Raw genomic sequence first — 20,860 nt, forward strand, 5'->3', positions numbered from 1 at the left:
GGAATCACAATGGGCAACTGTTACAAACTCTCCAAGGTCATAGCAGTTCGGTTAATAGCGTGGCATTTAGCCCCAACGGTCAAACCATTGCCTCTGCCAGTAGTGACAAGACGGTGAAGTTGTGGAATCACAATGGGCAACTGTTACAAACTCTCCAAGGTCATAGCAGTTCGGTTAATAGCGTGGCATTTAGCCCCGACGGTCAAATCATTGTCTCTGCCAGTAATGATAAGACGGTGATCCTGTGGAATCTCAATTTGGATGATTTAATAATTAAGGGTTGTGCTTGGGTGCGCGATTATTTGCAAAACAACCCCAATGTGAGCCAGAACGATCGCCATCTATGTGATGATATTGGCACACGCAGGTGATACCATTTTAGATTTTGGATTTTAGATTTTGGATTGGGAATTACCTTGGTGCGTCACCGAATAGTGCGTCATAGCGATCGCTTTTGCTGTAATCTGAGGAAGTGCGATCGCTTGTATGATTAGCCCATTGTTGCGTAGGCGTAGCCCGTCGTAGACATCGCTTATTAGTAATTCTGCTATACTAACTTTGATTTTGCGCTAACCAAGCTTCTAAATCGGTTAAACCCGAAAAATCAAGTAAAGCCTCTGCTAAATCATCCAACTGTGTTGAGTCTAAAGCTTGAATTTTCAATAACTGTGCAGGTGAAACAGTTCCGACCTTACGGCGAAGTAGCCGCATAACAATCGATAAAGCTTTTTCCTGCTGGATATCCTGATAAATTACAGACTTGCGCATAGCATCACTAACCTTGATTTTGCGCTAACCAAGCTTCTAAATCGGTTAAACCCGAAAAATCAAGTAAAGCCTCAGCTAAATCATCCAACTGTGTTGAGTCTAAAGCTTGAATTTTCAATAGCTGTGCAGGTGGGACAGTTCCGACTTGACGACGAAGTTGTCGCATAACAATCGATAAAGCTCCTTCCTGCAAAATATCCTGATAAATTACAGACTCGCGCATAGCATCACTCCTTGACACTCCTCGCTCTAAAGAGACGAGGATTCTTGCTTCATCCGTCCTCCCTGGAAACCTGAATACAAGTATTCAAATTTCCCCGTTTAGATACGTCCACAAGCGCACACGGACTGCCCGACCGCGTTTGAAAAGGTTTTTAATTTCTGACTTTACTCCCACATTTGTACAAGATTTAGGATTTATACTACCAGGGTTCCGGATCAGGAGTTGTCCGCTTGACCTACTTCGTTTTTGATTTGTGCGCTTTACCACTAGAGTTATACTACCACAAAAGCCGCTCGCTTATGGGCGGGGCTTTAAACCCAATTTTTCGGTAATAACCTTTTAATCAGTTCCTTGTTTAATACTAGCCCAGCTAATACTGCCGTTGACGCAGCAATATTACTTTGTGTTCGGGTATCGTTTATTTGCTCAATAGCTTCAGCAACCTATGGTGCGTCACCCAATAGCCCGTCGTTGCGATCGCTCTTGCTCTAATCTAAATACAGCATTTCATTAATTTGTAGCAAATTAAATTTTGCAATCCCCTGCAATGCCATTGTGTCGCCTGACAATGCCATTGTGTTGCCTGACAATGCCATTGTGTTGCCTGACAATGCCATTGTGTTGCCTGACAATGCCATTGTGTTGCCTGACAATGCCATTGTGTTGCCTGACAATGCCATTGTGTTGCCTGACAATGCCATTGTGTCGCCTAACAATGCCAATGCGTTCCCCTGCATTAAAAACGCTACGCTTTTACGCAAACCTGTAATAAGAAACTGCGTAGGCGTAGACATCACTCATTCATTACCAAGACTACAAATACTTCTGCAACAATAACCCTAACTTTTCCTTCGTCGCTGCTGGTGCTTTATCCAACTGAGTCAAAATCGCATGTTGCAACGCCGAATGCGCCTCACTCGGCGGTGGATTTTCACTCAAGCGCCGCACAGTTTCTTGAATCACCTTTTGAGCATTCACAGCATTCCGCAGCAAATTGCCAATCACCATCTCCACCGTCACACTGTCATGGCCTGGATGCCAACAATCGTAATCTGTCACCAGCGCTAAAGTTGAGTATGCAATTTCCGCTTCCCTTGCCAACTTCGCTTCAGGTAAATTCGTCATCCCAATGATTGTTGCATCCCAACTGCGGTAAAGATGCGATTCTGCCTTTGTGGAAAAAGCTGGCCCTTCCATGCACACATAAGTACCACCGCGATGGAGAGTAACATCTGGTAAATTGAGAGATGCGATCGCATCTGCCAATACAGCAGCTAAGTTCTTACAAATTGGATCGCCAAAGGCAATGTGAGCAACAATTCCCTCACCGAAAAACGTTGAAATTCGATTTTTCGTTCTGTCGATAAACTGATCTGGCACCACCATATCCAGTGGTTTCGCCTCTTCCTTCAAGGAACCCACAGCACTAGCTGAAATTAAATACTTCACACCCAATTGCTTCATCGCATAGATATTAGCGCGAAACGGTAACTCAGAGGGTAGAAGCGTGTGATTGCGGCCATGACGCGCCAAAAAAGCTACCCGTGTACCATCCAATGTCCCCAGAATCAAAGCATCAGATGGTGAACCAAAAGGAGTCTCGACTCGCACCTCTTCGACATCTTTGAGGGCATCCATTTTGTAAAGACCGCTACCACCAATAATTCCAATACTAGCTTGAGCCATGATTCTGAACCTGTTCTTTACCGATCTGCTCAGTTATTTTATCGAAAAGGGGAGTAGCAGAAAACAAAGCGATGTCTACGATGAGATATGCGATCGCATTTCGTACCACTAACACTATTGAATTATTACCCATTAATTGTTTGTTTAGGTGTAGATAGAAATCATCACCCAGTTATTCGAGGGTTAATTAATAATTTTTAGCAATCAAATTTCCGATAATTTTTGGAGATTAAATGGTTATGATTAGCCCTTAAGTTAATCGTCACCATAGTGTGTAATCAATGCTTAATGTATACAAATATTAAGTATAGGCACTCCTACACAGGGAAACAAAGCAAGCGTTATACTTTTGGGAAAAGGCTTATTTTAACCCCTGCTTTTAACATTTTCATAAATCAATGACTCTCAATTTTCGCTTTGCGGTAGTCAGCGACTTACACCTGGCACTTCCTCACACAATCTGGGATCATCCCAGCCGATTTCATCTGGTAGAAGTAAGTATCTCAGCATTTAAAAGTGTACTAGAACATTTAACACAACTCGATTTAGATTTCTTGTTATTGCCAGGAGATTTAACCCAGCACGGCGAACCAGAGAACCACGCCTGGTTGCAACAATGTTTAGCCCAGCTACCTTTTCCCGTCTATGTTATTCCTGGTAATCATGACGTTCCTGTGCTGTTGGCTGATCAGCAATCAATTGCTTTTGCAGATTTTCCCTACTATTACACGAAATTTGGCTACGAAGATCCACGCCAGATTTACTACATTCGTCAATTACTGCCTGGAGTTAAGCTGATTGGACTAAATTCTAACTCCTTTAATGACCAGGGAGAGCAAGTGGGGTGTTTGGATGGCAAACAGCTACGGTGGTTAGAAGAGGTGCTGGCGGCATCTGGTGATGACTTAGTTTTGGTGATGGTGCATCATAATGTAGTGGAACATTTGCCTAATCAATCGAACCATCCACTGGCAAATCGTTATATGTTGTCGAATTCAGCAGAACTGTTGCAGTTGCTGAGGCACTACGGAGTCAAGCTAGTGTTTACTGGACATTTGCACATTCAGGATATTGCTTACTCAGATGGAGTATATGATATTACCACTGGCTCTTTAGTGAGCTATCCTCACCCTTACCGAGTGCTAGAGTTTCATCGGGATAACCAAGGTAAAGAATCGTTGCAAATTTTATCCCATCGCGTAGAGTCAGTGCCAGAGTTCCCTGACTTGCAACAGTTATCACGACAGTGGATGGGTGATCGCTCTTTCCCTTTCCTAATTAAGCTACTAACTCAGTCTCCATTAAACTTACCATTATCACAGGCAAAAAAATTAGCTCCTGGTTTGCGCGACTTCTGGGCAACCATTGCCGATGGAGATGCGGTGTTAGATTACCCTCATTTTCCCCCAGAAGTGCGGCGCTACATTCAGACATATAGTGCATCACAGCCCCATCCAGGCATCGCCACTGGTGGAACTTTGACTCTGATTGATAATAACAGCACACTTATGCTGAATAAGAGTTAGGAGTGATTCAATTTTGGATTTTAGATTTTAGATTTTAGATTTTTAGTTCAATCCAAAATCCAAAATTCAAAATCTAAAATTGGTTTAGCACTGATTACTGATTTTGGCGACAAATTCCAAATGCTGAAGTGTAGGCGTGTAAAAAGGTTCTGCCACCGACAGGGCCGATTTCACCGCCACAGAAAAAGCCACCTACAGGAATATCGTTAAGGTAGCGCTGAAATAATTCAGAATCGAAGTTGGGTTTACCATAGAGTCCTTCACCTCGTCCCAGACAGGAAAACATTAAAGCAGCTACAGCAGAGGGTTCAGATTCTCGTTGGTGTTGATAACTTTGGAGGAGTAATTCGAGGTCTTCAGCAGAGGCTTGGGCATCGCGGAGGTGGAATTGCAGCCTTTGACCAGGACGGACGCGATCGCCAATTGCGATCGCCCCAGCATTTGGATCGACTCCAAGAATACCACGAATTAAAAAGTCTCCTTGCTGCAAAGCTAGCTTAAATTCATCCATTGCCACACCAACAAACAGAGAGTGCTGTGCTAAAATCCGTTCTTGTTCGCTGAGACTAGCAATCAAATCTCGCAACACCACCAAAGGCACTTTATCATCTAACTCTAGAATAATATTGCGATCGGCTTTTGTAACTTGCAATGGCTTGCCAATCGGTCGACATCCTTGGGCGACAATCGTTTCCAAAACAATATTGCCAGTCAAAGCTATACCAACAGTGCCCTCACGATATAAGTTTTGCTGTTCCTCACCGTTAGTATCGTTACAAAAAAGGGCAACACGACCACCCATACCTCCACCACTAGCCTGTCCCCCCACGATCGCCGATCCTGGATAAGCAAAATCCAGCCCCTGCAACAAATCGTTGATTCCAGAGGCAAAGGAACTAGACAGCAAGATGAACTGCGGTGTCGGTGATGGTGGCACACCGATCAAATCAAGCCAAGCATCTGGTGAACTGTCTAAGTCAGGTAATTCTTCAGCAACAACATGAAAAACTTGAATCTTCACTCCTGGAAGGTATGCTAAAGTCAAGCTAATAGCTGGTTCAGCTTCTAATTCTTGGGTTTCTCCGCTAACTGTCGTCCCAATTACGCCACCACCACTACAGCCAATTAGCACAGGCACAGAAAGTTTTTCAGCTAACAAGGGTAACAGTCGGGAATACTCACTCGTAAAAGCAGACGAAATGAATACCAGTCCTAGATCCGCAGGTGCTGTTAACGATGAAACAGCTCGTTCTACCACATCTGTAACAGCGGCTTCCAGAGAATGGCGGGTTGATAGGGCATTTGCCCACTGCATTTGGTCTGCCATGAGTTTTGAGCTTCTTTCTCTTTTTAGGCTAGTAGATTTTGACTTTTTATTTTGGGAAGAATTGCATCTTACAAGAATTGATGCCAGCCCTTTGTCTCCTCCATCCCAAGAAGCTGGGGTTGTCATTCCCTAATATAGGCATCTAAATATATTGTATGATTATTTATCTATGCTACTAATTCCACAAAATCTTAAAAAATAAAGGTAAATCCATTATAGATAGGGTAGCTTGCTGTATTGGTTATAAATCAATAGGCTAAAAACTAACTTACCATCGGCTAAATGGTTAGAATGGTTAGTAATCAAGCGAAAAACTACCATTTCTGAACATTTTCTATACTAGTATTAACAACACACAACGAGATTAAAGCAATGACCAACATCCAAGAAACAGCAAAAGGCGACATCCAAGAGAAAATCCAAGAAGAAGTGGAACAAGCGCGTACTGTCTGTGATATTAACGGTAGCAACTCACCAGAGTGTGCTGCTGCTTGGGATGCAGTAGAAGAATTGCAAGCCGAAGCTTCGCACAAGCGCCAAAGCAAGCCAAAAAATTCTTTAGAACAGTATTGTGATGACAACCCAGATGCAATTGAATGCCGGGTTTACGACGACTAGGAATTGAGGCAACTGGATTTTCTGTTGTTTGGTCAGCAAACAACCAGCATTGACTAAAGAAGACGCCTAGAGTGGAGGACGTGGAAACTCACCAATGTCCTCAACTCGCAAGCGTTTTATTTAGAGCTACCGATTTTAGTCGTGGAAACAAAAAATAAATTCCTTATTTGAATCAATATGCTTCTTCCAAAGGGATAAGTTGCGATTTTCATAAATTAAACAACCAATTAATTGGCAGTAGGGGCGTACAGATGTACGCCCCTATAAATTTTTTGTAATACTCGTGACTTCTAGTCATACGAGGTTCAATAAACTATTATCAAGAAGAATTCAGGATGAATTGCAGTCCGACTGACTCCTGAATAAAAGGGTTTAATACCCCTGCCTGATTTAGCAGTCTACAATCAAGTAGTGGTATAAAATCCCACTTTATTTATTCGGACTCCTGACTTCTTTTTATCTATTGTTTGAGAAAAAATATGGACTATGATATTTGGTTTCGACCTTTCGTCTGGATTGATTACCGACTGGCAGTATTATTCCTGGTAATTATTCCGCTAATTCTTCTGATTTGGGCATTTGTACAAAAAGCAGAAGGCATACAACGCTTATTGGCTATATACTGGCGAGTATCAAGCTTGGTGGCAATCACGATTTACTTAATGATTGCCCAGTATCCAGTTAGCTTTATCTCTGGGTTGATAGCTCAGATTTTGATCCCGATTTCGCTGTGGTTCTGGGTGGATATCAACGATGAAATTGAGTATCAAACCAGTGGATCTTTGAAATTTATTTTTACCTCTTGGCGCTGGGCGACAACTGTTTATTGTTTTTTGGGCACACTCGCCTTTATCCCTTTTTTGGGTTGTGCTTTTTCTGGCAATATGCTGAAGACTCCCTATTGTCGTGTCTGGTTCGAGGCTCCGTTGCTATTCAAAGAATATTTTCATGCTAACAGCAAGGCTGAGTTCTTAGGTTTTCTTGGCATAACTAGTTTAGTAATTTATGTGCTTTACTTGAGCTATTTTGTTCTGATTAAGCTGGGCAAGCAGGGACGTTCAGCCACACCACAGTAACTGTCGTTGCACCACCATACGCCCTACTCTTAAAAAAATGGATTCCATTGGCAAGCGACTAGAACAATACACCGCTAAACGCCCCCAAGAAGTCCTAATTGTAACGGTGGAAATTGTCGATGAGCAAGATACAATTGCTATTTTCAAAGGCTTTTCCAGTTCTTTGATGCGCCCAACGGCATTTGATGCAGATGTACCAGTTCTACCAGATGGGGCAAACATCCTCAACATTGACCGAGTAGCCAGTCCTTACAATCCTGAAGCACCCCTTTATATTCAACAAGGACTCTCTTGGGAAGCTATGGAAGCTCTATTATCAGAAGTAGGTGTTTAACTAATTACTAATTCGTAATTCGTAATAATCTTCTCCAATGAAAAGTAATTTATACGAAAAGATTGTGTATAATCACTAGCCACACCACTGAATTTATCAGTTAAAGTGGTTTCGGTTAAGTCTTCTTTACACCAAGTAGTTGGGTATAGTATCAATGTTTGAGCGTGATGCACTAGTGGCACAACTGGGCGATCCGTACACTAACCAGGTAGTTTCCCGCTTTACTCGTTTTGCATACATTCGTGATGAGTTACTTGAGAAGATAGGAGCCAGCGCGCTCAATGAGACTTGGGGCAATAACAATTTTGTGTTGAAGTTCTACCTTGCGGTTCACGTTCTCTGGAGCATCGAACAAGGTAATTTTACCCATAGTGCTAATCAACTATATGTAACGGCAGGTCATTTACAAACAAGGTACGGCACTCCGATTTATTTAGTTTTTGAGCAAAATAAAGTCAACCAACCACCTTGGTATTTAGTGACTGCTGGTTCTCAAATTTCTGCGTCTGAATTGCCAGTTCCCCCTGAAATTCCAGAACCTTTGATGATTAAACCAGGCGCGGAAATTGTGATGATGCATGATCATATCCTTACTGATCATCCAGATCGCATTCCGTTTCTTGCTAAAACACCCAGGGTTGCTCAGATGTGTGCTATTGCAGGATCTATACAATGGTCTATCAATCGCAACTTGCAGTTTTCATACTGGTACTACGGCAAGATGCACTATCTAGTACCGCTCTATCTACAGACCCGCGAAGACATAACCCATGCCCCTGATGCAATTGCGCCGATACAAATCAATGCCAATAGTCTATTAGTTCGGACTGTGCTAGAGCCACACATGGCATATGCAAAAGCTCGTGTAGCTGTCAAACGCCATGATCAACTTCCTTCTTGGTTACTATCAGCATGGCAGCAATACGCAGAGCAAACGTCTGAGGCTACGCTTGAAGATCCCGAAAATGCAGATGGAGTATCTGTTGAGAGTGCAAGCGCGGCATAACAACCTCAATGCGGCGGACTGACGAAACTTGTTGATGCTGACTTCAAGACTATTTGTCGCCGCTGATTGGGAACGTTAGCCCAGTAACTCTTCTGTTGGGGCGTAGTGAGAGGTTATCTGTAAGTTGCAATGCCTAAATCGTGCTTATCCCCTCGAAACCTTGGGATCAGCAGACCAAGGTTTGCTACTATCAAAGCAATGAATTGAAAGGCGTTCATGACACTATCAATTATTGCCGAACCTGCTCCTCTAAAATCGAATGAGGATGGTGTAGTTCTTGTCGGCAAAACCCGCGTCACATTGGACACTGTGGTTGCTGTCTTTAAGCAAGGCGCGACAGCAGAGGAAATTGTTTATCGCTATCCGTCGCTCAATTTAGCTGACATTTACGCTACGATCGCCTTCTACCTCAATCATCAACCGGAAGTAGAAGCCTACTTGCAACAGCGATGGCAGCAATCACAAGAGATTCGGGCAATAAATCAAGCGAATTTTGACCCACAAGGCTTACGCGATCGCTTGCTTGCGCGCAAAGCAGCACAGGAAGCATGTTAAAATTCCTTGCGGATGAAAATTTCGATAATACGGTTGTTAGAGGATTATTCCGCCGTAGCCCGGAAATCGACGTCGTTCGTGTACAAGACCTTGGGTTATCAGGCAAAGATGATCCAACTATCCTGGATTGGGCAGCCCAAGAAGGACGTATCCTGCTTACCCATGACGTTTCTACAATTACTCGCTATGCATACGAGCGAGTTAGGCAAGGTCAGACCATGCCAGGAGTTATCGAAGTCAGCCTAGATACACCGGTCGGACGGGTCATTGAAGATATTCTTGTACTTGTAGAGTGTAGCCAGGAGGGAGAACTAGAAGGTCAAGTTCAGTATCTACCCTGGTAAAGCGGTCTAACAAAGCGATGAAGCGGACACCAAAAGCCGTTGGTGTGGATGCAAAGAATATCTGCTGCCGATCATCTTAGCCGTTATTCTGAAGAAAGCAAGCTATCTGAAACTATCTTCTCTACGAGACGCTGCGCGAACAATTTTAAATAATTATTTTGACTTTTAAATTTACAAAATGTCCCGTTCTGGATACACACTCCCAGTATTTGCCTGCGCTGCGGCCGTTGCAGCTTTACATTGGTTACGCGATCGCCAACCCCTAACTTTAGCATCTATAGATTTGATTGAACCCGCTCAAATCGCAGAAATCCCCATTGAACAGGTAGCAGGACTATCTGAGAATACAGCTTTAGCGATCACTCGCAGCGATCCTGGTGATAATCTCGATTTAACTAAAGATACACCGATTTGGGCATTGGTGGAATGGCGAGAACAGGGTGATGATGCAGTAATTATTAAAGGTGGGGAAGGAATTGGCAGACAAATGAATGCTGACGACAAGCCTGCTATTTATGCATACGCTCAAAGGCTTTTGCAAGAGAATTTGCAACGGATGCTAGCACCTGGGGAAAAAATCACGGTGACAATTATTTTACCCGAAGGGCGATCGCTTGCTGTTCGGACTTCAAATTCTGCTTTTGGTGTGGTTGAAGGACTTTCTCTTTTAGGCACAACCGGTATTTCTCAACCTTTAAGTACACCAGATCAGCTTGCAGTTTTTCGGGCGGAATTACAAAATAAAGCCAGTCGTTTTGAGAGTTTAGTATTTTGTATCGGAGAGAATGGCCTAGATTTGGCGCGTAAACTAGGGATTAATCCTGAACAATTAGTCAAAACTGCTAACTGGCTTGGCCCAATGTTAGTAGAAGCTGATGTGCTGGGTGTAAAAGAAATCTTATTATTTGGCTATCACGGTAAGCTGATGAAGCTAGCTGGGGGGATTTTTCACACCCATCATTACTTAGCTGATGGACGGCGGGAAATTTTAGCAGCCCACTGTGCGATCGCAGGTTTAAAATCACTAGATATCCAAGCTGTGTTTAACAGTGCAACCGCTGAAGCAGCACTAACACACCTAAAATCCCTAGATGCTGCAACTGGTAGTGATTGGGTAAATAAAGTTTACAGTGCGATCGCCGAAACTATCGATGTTCGTTCCCAAGAATACATCCAAAGTCATAGCGAAAGCGGCACAAGAGTAACAGTCTGTGGCTCTATTCTCTTTGATCGCGATCGCAAAATTATCGTGAAGAGTAAAACTGCTGGTCTGTTGATGGGAAAATTATGTTAATTTATTATGAATAATCGTAAACAATCCAAAAAAATAATCCTTTAAGTAACCACTCTCGGGTAGATTTATCGTTTTAATACCATCTCCAACTTCGGGGTTTGACAAATGCACGTAAACGAGCGTTTGTCAACGCTTTCTATACTATTGTCAGCCTATCCAGGCTGGATAATAGCATCACCATAGACCACAAAGCATCTATTTATCCTTAACAGATATAACACTCCCGTCATGAATACAGCGGTGACTCTACCAACAGAACAAGCGCCCCAAACATTAGAAACTTTTGGGCGGCTTGATCGCCAATTGATTGTAATTCTGGATTTTGGCTCTCAATATTCTGAGCTGATTGCCCGTCGCATCCGCGAAACTCAAGTATACTCTGAAGTTTTGTCCTATCGCACTACTTCTGAACATTTGCGCCAACTCAATCCTAAAGGAATCATCCTCTCAGGTGGTCCAAGTTCAGTTTATGGTGATAAAGCTCCCCATTGCGATCCAGAAATCTGGAATTTGGGAATACCCGTTTTGGGTGTTTGCTATGGGATGCAGTTGATGGTAAACCAACTCGGTGGGGAAGTGGCAAAGGCCGATCGAGGTGAATACGGCAAAGCCTCATTATATATCGACGATCCCACAGATTTGCTCACTAATGTTGAAGATGGCACTACCATGTGGATGAGTCATGGAGACTCAGTTATCCAAATGCCATCAGGGTTTGAATTGCTGGCACATACAGAAAATACTCCTTGTGCTGCCATTGCTGACCATAAAAGGAAACTTTACGGCGTTCAGTTCCATCCAGAGGTGGTACATTCTGTTGGTGGTATAGCATTAATCCGTAATTTTGTCTACCATATCTGCGATTGCGAACCCACTTGGACAACAGCGGCTTTTGTCGAAGAGGCAATTCGAGAAATTCGCGCCAGAGTTGGTGAAAAGCGGGTGCTGTTGGCGCTGTCTGGTGGAGTGGATTCTTCTACCCTGGCTTTCTTACTATACAAAGCAATTGGCGAGCAACTGACTTGCGTGTTTATAGATCAAGGCTTTATGCGAAAATATGAGCCAGAGCGATTAGTAAAGCTGTTTCAAGAGCAGTTTCACATTCCTGTTGAATATGTTAACGCCCGCGATCGCTTTTTGGCTAAAGTTGCTGGGATCACAGATCCTGAAGAAAAACGCCGCCGCATCGGACACGAATTTATCAGTGTATTTGAGGAAACATCCAAGCGCCTCGGTCACTTTGACTATCTAGCTCAAGGAACTCTTTATCCAGATGTGATCGAATCTGCGGACACCAATGTTGATCCCCAAACTGGTGAGCGGGTAGCGGTGAAAATTAAGAGTCATCACAATGTTGGTGGTTTGCCCAAAGACTTAAGATTTAAATTAGTGGAACCTCTGCGGAAACTATTTAAAGATGAAGTCCGCAAACTTGGGCGTTCCATTGGTTTACCAGAAGAAATTGTTCAACGGCAGCCTTTTCCTGGGCCTGGTTTAGCAATTCGTATTCTGGGGGAAGTTACATCTGAGCGGTTAAATATTTTGCGTGATGCCGATTTGATTGTGCGGCAAGAAATTAACCAACGCGGTATGTATCATGATTTCTGGCAAGCATTTGCTGTATTGCTGCCAATTCGTAGTGTTGGCGTTATGGGGGATCAACGTACTTACGCTTACCCCATTGTTTTGCGGATTGTTACCAGTGAAGATGGCATGACTGCTGATTGGGCGAGAGTGCCTTATGATGTCCTGGAAGTGATTTCCACACGAATTGTGAATGAGGTGAAAGGGGTGAATCGGGTGGTTTATGACATCACCTCTAAGCCACCTGGAACCATTGAATGGGAGTAATCAAGTTTTGATTGGACTTAACTAAAAGCTCATTACTTTTTGCTATGGTTCGGATTACTTGCAGGAGTTTAGATTCACATACAGCAGTTTGCAAGTTAATAGTTAGGTGTATTACTTCTGACTCATAATTCCTGACTGGATCTGGAGCGTCTTCGTCTCCGTTTCAATAAGCTTGCGTTAAGGGTTATTGGTGTAGATAATTGGTCTTTCAAGACGCGCTTGATCGCGTCTCTACATCTAGGTTTTGAACTTATCTGAACTATATTCATTTAAAAATGACAATGCTGACCTGACTCGTTTTAAGACTCGGCATTGTCTATTTTTTTTTACTTTTTTCAAGCTCCATCAAAATCCAAACCTGTTAGTAATAAAGCAGTCAGTAGTTAGCAAGATTATTTTTGAACTTAAACTATTCGTTAAAGTTCATTTTTTAATGTAAAGGAATTTAAACATTAACATAATTTTATCCAGTCAATAATTATAAATGCCAGTGAATAATTAAGCATCAATTGGATGGTGACTAGACAAATTGAGTTATTTTCTAGGAAAATCGGCGCGATCGCAGTAAAATTACCAATGGTATGGTGACAGAGAAAAAACAAGCAGCTCAAAATTAGAAATACATTTCATTCGATCAACATTAATGGAGGTGTTATGGAACCTGCCCTTCCCCTTGCTAGCTTAAACATCCTCGTAGTTGATGATGATGATGATAGCCGCTTTTACATTACTACTGTGTTGGAAGCTGATGGAGCCACCATTATGGCAGTTGAATCGGCAGCGGTAGCATTGAAAGTATTAGCTGAGTTGCAACCAGATGTCTTGATTTGTGATATTGCTATGCCTGATGAAGATGGCTACACCCTTATCCGCAAGATCCGGGCACTAAAGCCTGATATTTATGGAAAACTTCCAGCGATCGCCTTAACTGCTTATGGTGATAGCGAGTATCGTAGCCGCGCTTTGGAAGCGGGTTTTCAGACTCATGTGGCTAAACCAGTCGATCCAGGAGAACTAGTTGCGATCATCGCAGATTTGGTTGCTTCTTATAAGAATTAACACAAAGATGCAGTTATTTGTTGGTCGTTATTTGTTATTTACCTCATCTCTTATTATCGTATTTTTTAAACGAAGAAATCAAGGTTATAAAACATCACTTTTGGCAAGGTATTGGTTTGTGAAAAAAATGTCAGTAATAATACAATATGCTTGGGTTCAGGCTAGATCCCCCCTAATCCTTCTTTTTAATGAGCGAATTAGAGCAAGTCTTTTTTATTCTCTAAAAGGGGCTGTTTTACACTTAAACAAGGCGTGATTTAGAATTTATAAGACTACTTTGCTTCAGTTTCAAAGCTAATTTGCTCAGACTTATATGCTGGTGGCTCGACGTGAATTAAAATTCTCACTGGACGAAATCGTTCTTCTAATCGGCTTTCTACTTCTTCGGTGATGTGGTGGGCGGTTTCTACGTCTGATGCATCCACTATTAAATGCATTTCAATGAATACTTGACGACCAAGAACGCCGCGAGAAGCGATCGCATGACAGTTAATTACGCCTGGAACAGAAGTAGCGATCGCATGTATTGCTTCTGGTGCGATCGCCATTTGATCCACAAGCCAAGGCAAATTCTCTTTTAAAACTGACCAGCCACTCCAAAATACCAATAAGGCGACAGGAAAAGCTAACACCAAATCCATCCATTGATAACCTAGCCAAACTCCTATCAAGCCACCAATTACAGAGATTGTTACCCAAATGTCGCTCATGGTATGTGTCGCATCAGCTATAAGAATTGAGCTACCTACCCGCTTACCCACAGCACGTTCATAAAAGGCCACAAAAATATTCACACCCAGCACAATTAGTAATAACCACAACTCAGGTGGCGATATTTTTATCGGTTCACCACCACCTTTGAGAATTCGTTCGATTGCTCCTTGCAGAATTTCAAAACAGGCTATTCCTAAAAATGAGGCTATTCCTAGAGCGCCCACAGCTTCAAACTTGCTGTGTCCATAGGGATGCTCGCGATCGGGTTGTGGAGAAGAAAATTTACTCGCAATTAATCCTAAAACGTTGTTGGCGCTATCTGTCACACTATGCAAGGCATCAGCTAGCAAACTCAAAGAACCTGTCCAGTAGCCCACAAGTGCTTTCAATCCCATTACAAACAGGTTGAGCAATAGAGTAATAATTAAAACCTTTTTTACTTCAGCGCGGTTATCGTAAGTCATAGATAATTTATCACATCAAGTTCTATGACTTCTAATGTAGACCTCAAAATCCAAATAAACACAAATAAAGTGTATCAAAGTCTTACGCAGTAAGAGCTAAGTCTCTCTATAGCCTCTATGTTTTAGATCGATTTCTTGAGATTCTTTTTAACTAACAACAGCTACAAGTTGGATAGACATTAGTAATGGCTTTATAAATAACCGCGTATTTTTAGCATTAATTTTTAAGTAATATTTTAATGAACTTTGTTATTAATACATCAACTGAGATCGTATTGAATTGTCTTCAAAGATATTATGACGATCATGGCATCACTGTGCCATTTAACTGAGATTTTGCGAGATTTACTGAAAACTGGATATTTAATTACTCGTGAAGATGTAGCGGCGTTAAGTCCTTACATGACGAGTCATATCAAGCGTTTCGGCGACTATCTGATAGATATGGAGACTGTGCCCAAAATGTTGGATGAGGTTGGGTTTTTTGCTCTGGCTTGGAGTGTGAAAGGCAAAGACGGTAGGTTCGCAGTTTTCAACTTGAATACGCCTGATGTCTGTGGTGCTTTGGGATGTCTGTATACTGGTTACTGGCTCAGAAAGGACAAACCAATTACTCAGGTATTCTTGAGTTACTTGAATCCCAACCTGCCACCAGATAAGCATTTGTTGTCAGTGGGAGAGAACCGAGGTCAGGCATTACCGTGCATTAAGGTACTACAAACCGAGCAAGAGCAGCTACGCCAATTGAATTTTTGTTTCAATGGCACCGGCTATCAACTTGCTGATAGTCAGCTTTTCACTAATAGTAAAAATTCTCAAATAGGTGCGCCTGGGTCTGGTAAAACCTACTCAACCATAGACTGGATGTTAGAAAGTGCTATGCAGCAAGGTTTTCCGATTTTACTCTACGACAAGAAGGGCGACCAACTACGACTCCATGCACCCCTAGCTGCACGTTATGGCTATAAAGTACGAGTATTTGCCCCCGGTGAATCCTTTAGCGGTGTGATCAATCCTTTGGATTATATGCGTGATGCACGCGATGGGGTAATGGCAGGAGAAATTGGACAAGTGATTAACCGCAATGTTTCCAGTGGTGGTAAAAGTGATGAGTTCTTTGCTAAAGCCGGGGACTTGTTAGCTAAAGCACTTTTACAGTTAGTCAAGGGTTCACCTTACCCAGATATGGTGATGCTTTATGCTGTGCTGCGGTTGCCAAAACTTGTACAGCGCCTTGACCATGCGGTACAGTCCAAAAGGTTGGATGAATGGGTGGCGACTTCATTTATTCAATTTTTGAGTGCCAAGGATGCAGAGAAGACTATTTCGGGGATTTTGACCACAACAGCAGGTACTTTCTCATCTTTCATCCAAGCTGATTTGCTGAGGGCATTTATAGGGAAATCGGATATTCCCACTAAGCTTGAAGGTAGAGAGATGGTGGTGTTCAAGCTAGATGATGAACGCCGCAGTGTGGTTGGGCCTCTGCTGGCGGCGGCAATGCACTTGATGATTGTCGGTAATTTAAGCCGTCCCCGCAAAGACCCGTTGATTATTTCTTTGGATGAATTGCCATCAATTAAGCTGGACAGATTACCGCAGTGGATTAATGAATATCGTTCCAACGGTGCCTGCTTTATTCTGGGTATCCAAAGTTTAGAGCAACTTTACGATATTTATGGGGATAAGATGGGGAGTGCGATCGCTTCTGCGTGTAGTACTCATGTTTTGTTCAATCCTGGTAACTACAAAACGGCTGAGGATTACTCAAAGCGTTACGGTGAGAAGGAAGTGCTGATTAAAAATCGTACCACTGGGCGATCGCTTGGCGGACAAATGAGCCGTTCAATTAGCTGGAGTGAGAATTTACAAAAAATGCCCGTAATCAGTGCTGACGAAATTTTGAAATTTCCTCAAGGTAAGTGCGTAATTACCAGTCCTGGTTATAGTTCCGAGGGACAAGCTTCTATTCCTTATCCTTTAATTATTCCCGTGTCCAAAGCCGATGAAAAACGGGCGCATGATAGTGAGGCTCTTTGGGATACACAAGTTAAACCTGCTTTAGAAAGTCAGGTGATAATTCCTGATATTAAAACGCTAACACAAGCATTACATGAACGGATTGAGTCAGCAGCGCGGATGTTGCCATTACCAGAGGAAGATGTAGCACCTGCACAGGAGTCTAGTAGCAGTGAAACTGATGTTTTAGAAAATTTCCCAACACGAGTTTATCAAACACCCGGATTGCAAGGATAAGAGGCTGGTAGCTTTTAATAAGCGAAATATTGTTGGATATCTTGTTGCTCACTGCGTATAATCTTCAGTTGTTTGCTGGTAGATTTAGGCAGCCTTCCTTAGCTTTTTTAGGTTGTGTTAACCCCGTTTAACTAAGTATTATAAAGTGCCGCGGCTGTAATTTTCTAGAGCATTAAAGAGTTACAATGTTGCAGAGCCTAAAAAGTGTAATTTATACGCGCAACAGCTTACTCCTTCGGAAATTGACGAATGTATTGAAATTAATTTGTAAAAAATTAATGCTGAATCTTAGCAAGACAATATCACCTTTTACCCTTAACTTTTTTCAATGCCGCTTGTCGTACTTCTGCATTGAGCAAATAACCAAAACCCACCTTTTCTAAACGCAGCACAAATTCCTCTCGTGTATTGCCCAATTTCCTAGCTGTAGCATCCAAATTCCAATTATGATCTGCTAACTGACTCAGCAAATAAACTCGGCGAGTCTGCATTCCTGATAAGCGATAAGTCTTCAAATACTCCAATTCACCATTCTCTCGAATAATCGCTTCCCCAATATGATTTTCTTCGTTGGGGTTGAGGTCAGTAATAAATCTTTGTAACATGAACGAACCAGCAGTATAGACTTTTTGGGAAATTAACTTGCGTCCTAACAGTCCCTCTGCCATGAAACCCTGAAACGATGCCCAATCTGAACGCATATTTTGTACTGCTGCTCTCAAAGCTGTTAAATCATTAATTTTTGACTCATCTAAAGATACACTCATAGTCAAAGTAGTATCGTGCAGTAAAGCGTATTGGTACAATAACTCACCATAGAAATCTTCTAACAAGCTATTGTGCAAAAGTCGATAGTCCTCTGGTGTCGGTACTACAAAAGCTGATGCTAATGCTTCGGCAACAAATACCAATACCCCAACCTGTCGAGAGTGAATTTCAAATACCCGCAAAGCATCTTCAAGTCCAGCAATGTAACGTCCACTAAAAGAGCTTTCCATTCGGCTACCCAGCCCATGAGAAAGGGCATACTTAGAATATTCACTCCAGGCGATATCAGGGCCAGAGAAAAACATTGATAAAAAGCCTTCCATTGCCAAGTGCAGTGGCAAAAATCTCAGTTGATTACTAGATTCCCGCTTCACCATCCGGTGCATTAAGCGGACACTGGCGCAACCATAGTTTAGCTGTTTACCATCTGTTTTAAAAAGCTGTCCCCCAAAAGCCCCCACAGGACTGCCGTCATTAGTCCAAGACAACACTAGTCCGTGAGGAACATAGGAAAAATATTTCATTCCTGGTGCTGTCATTTCTCCTGTTAAGGAAACAACTGTTAAATCCTCATCGTAGCTACGACGCAGCAAGCGCAAGTCGTTACGTACTTGATGGCGCAATAATGGCACAATCCGCACTGCTCCCCGTATTTGAGAAGGAGCAATTTCTAGTCCTTTAAGTGATATGTCTGCTAACAGATTGCTTTTGGATGCCATAAGATGGTGTGTCTATTTTTATTAACTTTAAGCAACACCGTATTTGGTATAAGGACGTTTGTATGGGGGATGCAAGCCTAAAACAATATCTGAAGCTGGAACTCCTCTTTCCACTAGCTCTTGAGCAATATCGGCTTCTGTCATGTTGTGCTGAATCCAAATTTTATTATCTTTAATGTCTAAATGAATGTAACAGGCATAAATACGATTAAACTCTTGCCAACCAATATCTAGAATTTGATAGTGATCGTGTTCTGTATCAAAAATGAGTTGACATTCAATATTTGGTTCGTTTGGGGGGTTTGGGGTGGCGTGGGCGATTAATAATTCGCGCACAATTTGGCGATATTTGGCTAGTTTTTCCATTCGATTATCTCCTCTGTATTCGGTTTATATGCTATTATTTTTAGGGCATAATGTGATATTGCCGCTTGAGTAAAACGCTCCTGAAAAAAAGTATTAAAAATATCAATAGGAACAGCTAAATAGAGGATGCGATCGGGTTCAGTCATTTCTAAGGCAAGGCGATAGTTGAGAAACTGGCCTAGTGCATTATGAAAGTCAGTAATGACGGAGGGATTGATAAAGCTTTTAACTTCTACAGCAATTTTCTGCTCATCTTTTTCAGCAGCAAATACTTTTTCAGCAGCAAGATCAATCTCTAGTTTAACGCGCTCGATGCGAATGATTAATGGATCGCTAGTAATTGTCCATCCGTCTTTGATTAAGGCTTGCTTGACGGCTTGGTGGAATAGGTCTTTGGCCATAGTGGAATATTGACAACGGTTTTCAACTATATGAGGTACACCTATACCTTACAGCCTACACCCTTAACATTTGCTTGACTCGCTCTGCTAAATATGCTTCCAGTTCAGCTAAAGATGCAGAACCTTCAGCAAACCGGGCAAAGCCCAACATCGTAGGTAAATCTTCTGCATCTCGTAATCCTACTGTGGGAATTGCGGGACTCAGGGGGTGTAAAGAAAAGTCATCGGCGTTGTAAACAGGATTGCAATGAATAATGGAAGTTTTTTGTTTCGGGTCTAAACGATCGCGATATACACGTAGAATTTCCGATGCTCCACAGGGGGGGTCGTTTTCCCAACCATCGGTGACAAGTACTACTAAATCTGCGCCCCAGTCCAAAGCATCCAGTAGGGGAGTAGCTAGGTCTGTTTGTCCACGAGGTAGAATCAGCAGTGGATCGCTGGTTGATGCTGTCCAAAAAGCTTGGTATTCCTGGGATGCTGCTTTTAGTAAGTAATGAGTAGCTAAGGCTACCCCTAAAGGACGACGATGTTTTTCGGCTGAACCGGAACTGGAGTAGCTGCAATCTAGGATTGCGGCTACTCGTCCTAGTTTTAGAGGTGATTTTCTTAATGTGAAGGCAGCAGATTTCTCTAATGCTTGGTTTAAAATATCCCACTGCTGTTTGCGAGTCTCCAATGGCAAAGATAGGATATATAGTGCCAAACGAGTTAGGGGGAGACGACCTAAATTAATGTCGATTTCTACTTCTGTGCGGTTGGCTGAACTTTGAAATCGCAATTTTTCATTCAAGGTCATTTGTTCTTGAATACGGGATAAAAAGACCTCTCGTTTAATTCCGTGTTTTGCTGCTAAACCTTCGGCAACTGTAAAGGGTAACTGATAAACTGCTTGAGCGCTATAGTGTGCTTGGCGAAATGTCTCGAATAGCTCTGTTTGATAAACTTGCTGTTTCCATTTACCAAAGAGAAAATTACCTAATTCCCCTGGTAGGGTGAGGTGAGCATGGGAGGCTATAGCTCGAAATTTAGAGCGATACTTCACAGCATCAAAGTTAATATCACGTTTTTGCTGGAGATAATCACGAGCGATCGCTCTGCTACGACGATTATTAATACTTCTTTTCCGTAATTGTTGCAATACTTCCCAACCCCGTTGTGGTGGTAAGGCTGTTAATGCTGCGGCAATTAATGCACCTTCTTCTTGTCGATGTTCAGGGGGTGTATGTTTTCCTGTTGCTAGTAATTTGAGGATAATCTGCGCTTGGTTGAAGTGGTTAATTCCTGCTGCCAATGTCCGGGTATAGAGTAAGCGGTAATTACCTAAAATATAGTCGTGCAAAAAGTCAATAGATACGCGCTGCCCGTAACCATCACCATAGAATTCACGCTGTCCTGTGCAGGAGAGGCAGGCATTAATAAACATGACTAAATCTTCCCTTGCCACTTGCTGATGCTGGTTCGCCCGATTAATGTCCATTGTTGGCATAGTGGCTTTTTTGAAG

General features: G+C 42.4%; 21 protein-coding genes and 2 pseudogenes. 13 read left to right on the forward strand and 10 right to left on the reverse strand.

The genetic code is table 11. The annotated features are described in order from the left end of the window. Positions 1–371: pseudogene (locus HWQ40_RS14280) on the forward strand (hypothetical protein); the annotation flags it as partial. 181 nt (positions 372–552) lie between these two features. Here the strand turns inward: HWQ40_RS14280 and HWQ40_RS14285 are convergent. The 4 genes from HWQ40_RS14285 to HWQ40_RS14300 form a co-directional block, all read right to left on the reverse strand. Beyond that, entirely contained in the window at positions 553–768 is a 216-nt protein-coding gene (locus HWQ40_RS14285; protein ID WP_292778766.1) for a DUF4351 domain-containing protein, read from the reverse strand. 7 nt (positions 769–775) lie between these two features. Next, positions 776–991 carry a DUF4351 domain-containing protein gene (locus HWQ40_RS14290; protein WP_292778767.1) on the reverse strand — a complete coding sequence of 72 codons (216 nt, stop codon included), beginning with the start codon at positions 989–991 and terminating at the stop codon, positions 776–778. 488 nt (positions 992–1,479) lie between these two features. Then, on the reverse strand, positions 1,480–1,785 hold the full coding sequence (locus HWQ40_RS14295) for a hypothetical protein (RefSeq protein WP_292778769.1): 306 nt from the start codon (positions 1,783–1,785) through the stop codon (positions 1,480–1,482). 19 nt (positions 1,786–1,804) lie between these two features. Continuing rightward, entirely contained in the window at positions 1,805–2,677 is an 873-nt protein-coding gene (locus tag HWQ40_RS14300; RefSeq protein WP_292778770.1) for an S-methyl-5'-thioadenosine phosphorylase, read from the reverse strand. Positions 2,678–3,075: 398 nt separating this feature from the next. Between HWQ40_RS14300 and HWQ40_RS14305 the strand changes: the two genes are divergently transcribed. Continuing rightward, positions 3,076–4,203 (forward strand): metallophosphoesterase, encoded by a 1,128-nt coding sequence (locus HWQ40_RS14305; RefSeq protein ID WP_292778772.1) that lies wholly within the window; start codon positions 3,076–3,078, stop codon positions 4,201–4,203. 94 nt (positions 4,204–4,297) lie between these two features. Here the strand turns inward: HWQ40_RS14305 and HWQ40_RS14310 are convergent, their stop codons facing one another. After that, positions 4,298–5,530, reverse strand: a complete 1,233-nt coding sequence (locus HWQ40_RS14310) for an FIST N-terminal domain-containing protein (RefSeq protein ID WP_292778774.1) — start codon at positions 5,528–5,530, stop codon at positions 4,298–4,300. 372 nt (positions 5,531–5,902) lie between these two features. Between HWQ40_RS14310 and HWQ40_RS14315 the strand changes: the two genes are divergently transcribed. The 9 genes from HWQ40_RS14315 to HWQ40_RS14355 all read left to right on the forward strand — a co-directional run bounded on the left by HWQ40_RS14315 (position 5,903) and on the right by HWQ40_RS14355 (position 13,667). Next, on the forward strand, positions 5,903–6,148 hold the full coding sequence (locus HWQ40_RS14315) for a Calvin cycle protein CP12 (RefSeq protein WP_069074399.1): 246 nt from the start codon (positions 5,903–5,905) through the stop codon (positions 6,146–6,148). Between the two features lie 479 nt (positions 6,149–6,627). Further along, complete coding sequence (locus tag HWQ40_RS14320; protein ID WP_292778776.1) at positions 6,628–7,224, forward strand: DUF3177 family protein; 597 nt, start codon at positions 6,628–6,630, stop codon at positions 7,222–7,224. A gap of 37 nt (positions 7,225–7,261) precedes the next feature. Beyond that, positions 7,262–7,558: a hypothetical protein gene (locus HWQ40_RS14325; protein ID WP_292778777.1), complete on the forward strand. Its 297-nt coding sequence runs from the start codon at positions 7,262–7,264 to the stop codon at positions 7,556–7,558. 154 nt (positions 7,559–7,712) lie between these two features. Next, positions 7,713–8,564 (forward strand): DUF3825 domain-containing protein, encoded by an 852-nt coding sequence (locus HWQ40_RS14330; protein ID WP_292778779.1) that lies wholly within the window; start codon positions 7,713–7,715, stop codon positions 8,562–8,564. 216 nt (positions 8,565–8,780) lie between these two features. Continuing rightward, positions 8,781–9,119, forward strand: coding sequence for a DUF433 domain-containing protein (locus HWQ40_RS14335; RefSeq protein ID WP_292778781.1), 339 nt, complete (start codon positions 8,781–8,783; stop codon positions 9,117–9,119). Continuing rightward, a complete protein-coding gene (locus HWQ40_RS14340) occupies positions 9,113–9,463 on the forward strand; it encodes a DUF5615 family PIN-like protein (RefSeq protein ID WP_292778783.1) in 351 nt (116 codons plus the stop codon). The genes HWQ40_RS14335 and HWQ40_RS14340 overlap by 7 nt, the downstream gene beginning before the upstream one ends. A gap of 178 nt (positions 9,464–9,641) precedes the next feature. After that, complete coding sequence (cbiD, locus tag HWQ40_RS14345; protein ID WP_292778784.1) at positions 9,642–10,757, forward strand: cobalt-precorrin-5B (C(1))-methyltransferase CbiD; 1,116 nt, start codon at positions 9,642–9,644, stop codon at positions 10,755–10,757. A gap of 228 nt (positions 10,758–10,985) precedes the next feature. Next, positions 10,986–12,608 carry a glutamine-hydrolyzing GMP synthase gene (gene guaA, locus HWQ40_RS14350; RefSeq protein WP_292778785.1) on the forward strand — a complete coding sequence of 541 codons (1,623 nt, stop codon included), beginning with the start codon at positions 10,986–10,988 and terminating at the stop codon, positions 12,606–12,608. Between the two features lie 654 nt (positions 12,609–13,262). Next, complete coding sequence (locus HWQ40_RS14355) at positions 13,263–13,667, forward strand: response regulator (RefSeq protein ID WP_292778786.1); 405 nt, start codon at positions 13,263–13,265, stop codon at positions 13,665–13,667. A 272-nt stretch (positions 13,668–13,939) separates the two neighbouring features. Here HWQ40_RS14355 and HWQ40_RS14360 read toward each other — a convergent pair whose 3' ends face one another. Further along, positions 13,940–14,845 (reverse strand): cation diffusion facilitator family transporter, encoded by a 906-nt coding sequence (locus HWQ40_RS14360; protein WP_292778787.1) that lies wholly within the window; start codon positions 14,843–14,845, stop codon positions 13,940–13,942. Positions 14,846–15,172: 327 nt separating this feature from the next. Here HWQ40_RS14360 and HWQ40_RS14365 point away from each other — a divergent pair. Together HWQ40_RS14365 and HWQ40_RS14370 are read left to right on the forward strand one after the other, a co-directional pair. Beyond that, a pseudogene (locus tag HWQ40_RS14365) lies at positions 15,173–15,307 on the forward strand (Tn3 family transposase); the annotation flags it as partial. Beyond that, the gene (locus HWQ40_RS14370; RefSeq protein ID WP_292778814.1) at positions 15,290–17,101 is read left to right on the forward strand and encodes a type IV secretion system DNA-binding domain-containing protein; all 1,812 of its coding nucleotides are present in this window, start codon (positions 15,290–15,292) and stop codon (positions 17,099–17,101) included. The pseudogene HWQ40_RS14365 and the gene HWQ40_RS14370, both read left to right, overlap by 18 nt. A gap of 302 nt (positions 17,102–17,403) precedes the next feature. Here the strand turns inward: HWQ40_RS14370 and HWQ40_RS14375 are convergent, their stop codons facing one another. From HWQ40_RS14375 to HWQ40_RS14390, 4 genes are read right to left on the reverse strand one after another with little or no spacing between them, the layout of a single operon-like run. Then, positions 17,404–18,588, reverse strand: a complete 1,185-nt coding sequence (locus HWQ40_RS14375) for a hypothetical protein (RefSeq protein ID WP_292778788.1) — start codon at positions 18,586–18,588, stop codon at positions 17,404–17,406. A gap of 27 nt (positions 18,589–18,615) precedes the next feature. Continuing rightward, positions 18,616–18,954 carry a XisI protein gene (locus tag HWQ40_RS14380; protein ID WP_094333515.1) on the reverse strand — a complete coding sequence of 113 codons (339 nt, stop codon included), beginning with the start codon at positions 18,952–18,954 and terminating at the stop codon, positions 18,616–18,618. Next, a complete protein-coding gene (locus tag HWQ40_RS14385) occupies positions 18,942–19,355 on the reverse strand; it encodes a XisH family protein (RefSeq protein WP_094333514.1) in 414 nt (137 codons plus the stop codon). Before HWQ40_RS14385 ends, HWQ40_RS14380 begins: the two co-directional genes overlap by 13 nt. 55 nt (positions 19,356–19,410) lie before the next feature. Further along, complete coding sequence (locus HWQ40_RS14390) at positions 19,411–20,835, reverse strand: hypothetical protein (RefSeq protein WP_292778816.1); 1,425 nt, start codon at positions 20,833–20,835, stop codon at positions 19,411–19,413. Between the last annotated feature and the right edge of the window lie 25 nt (positions 20,836–20,860).

Origin of the sequence: Nostoc sp. NMS9 (genome assembly GCF_017114995.1) — a bacterium.
GTDB lineage: Bacteria > Cyanobacteriota > Cyanobacteriia > Cyanobacteriales > Nostocaceae > Nostoc.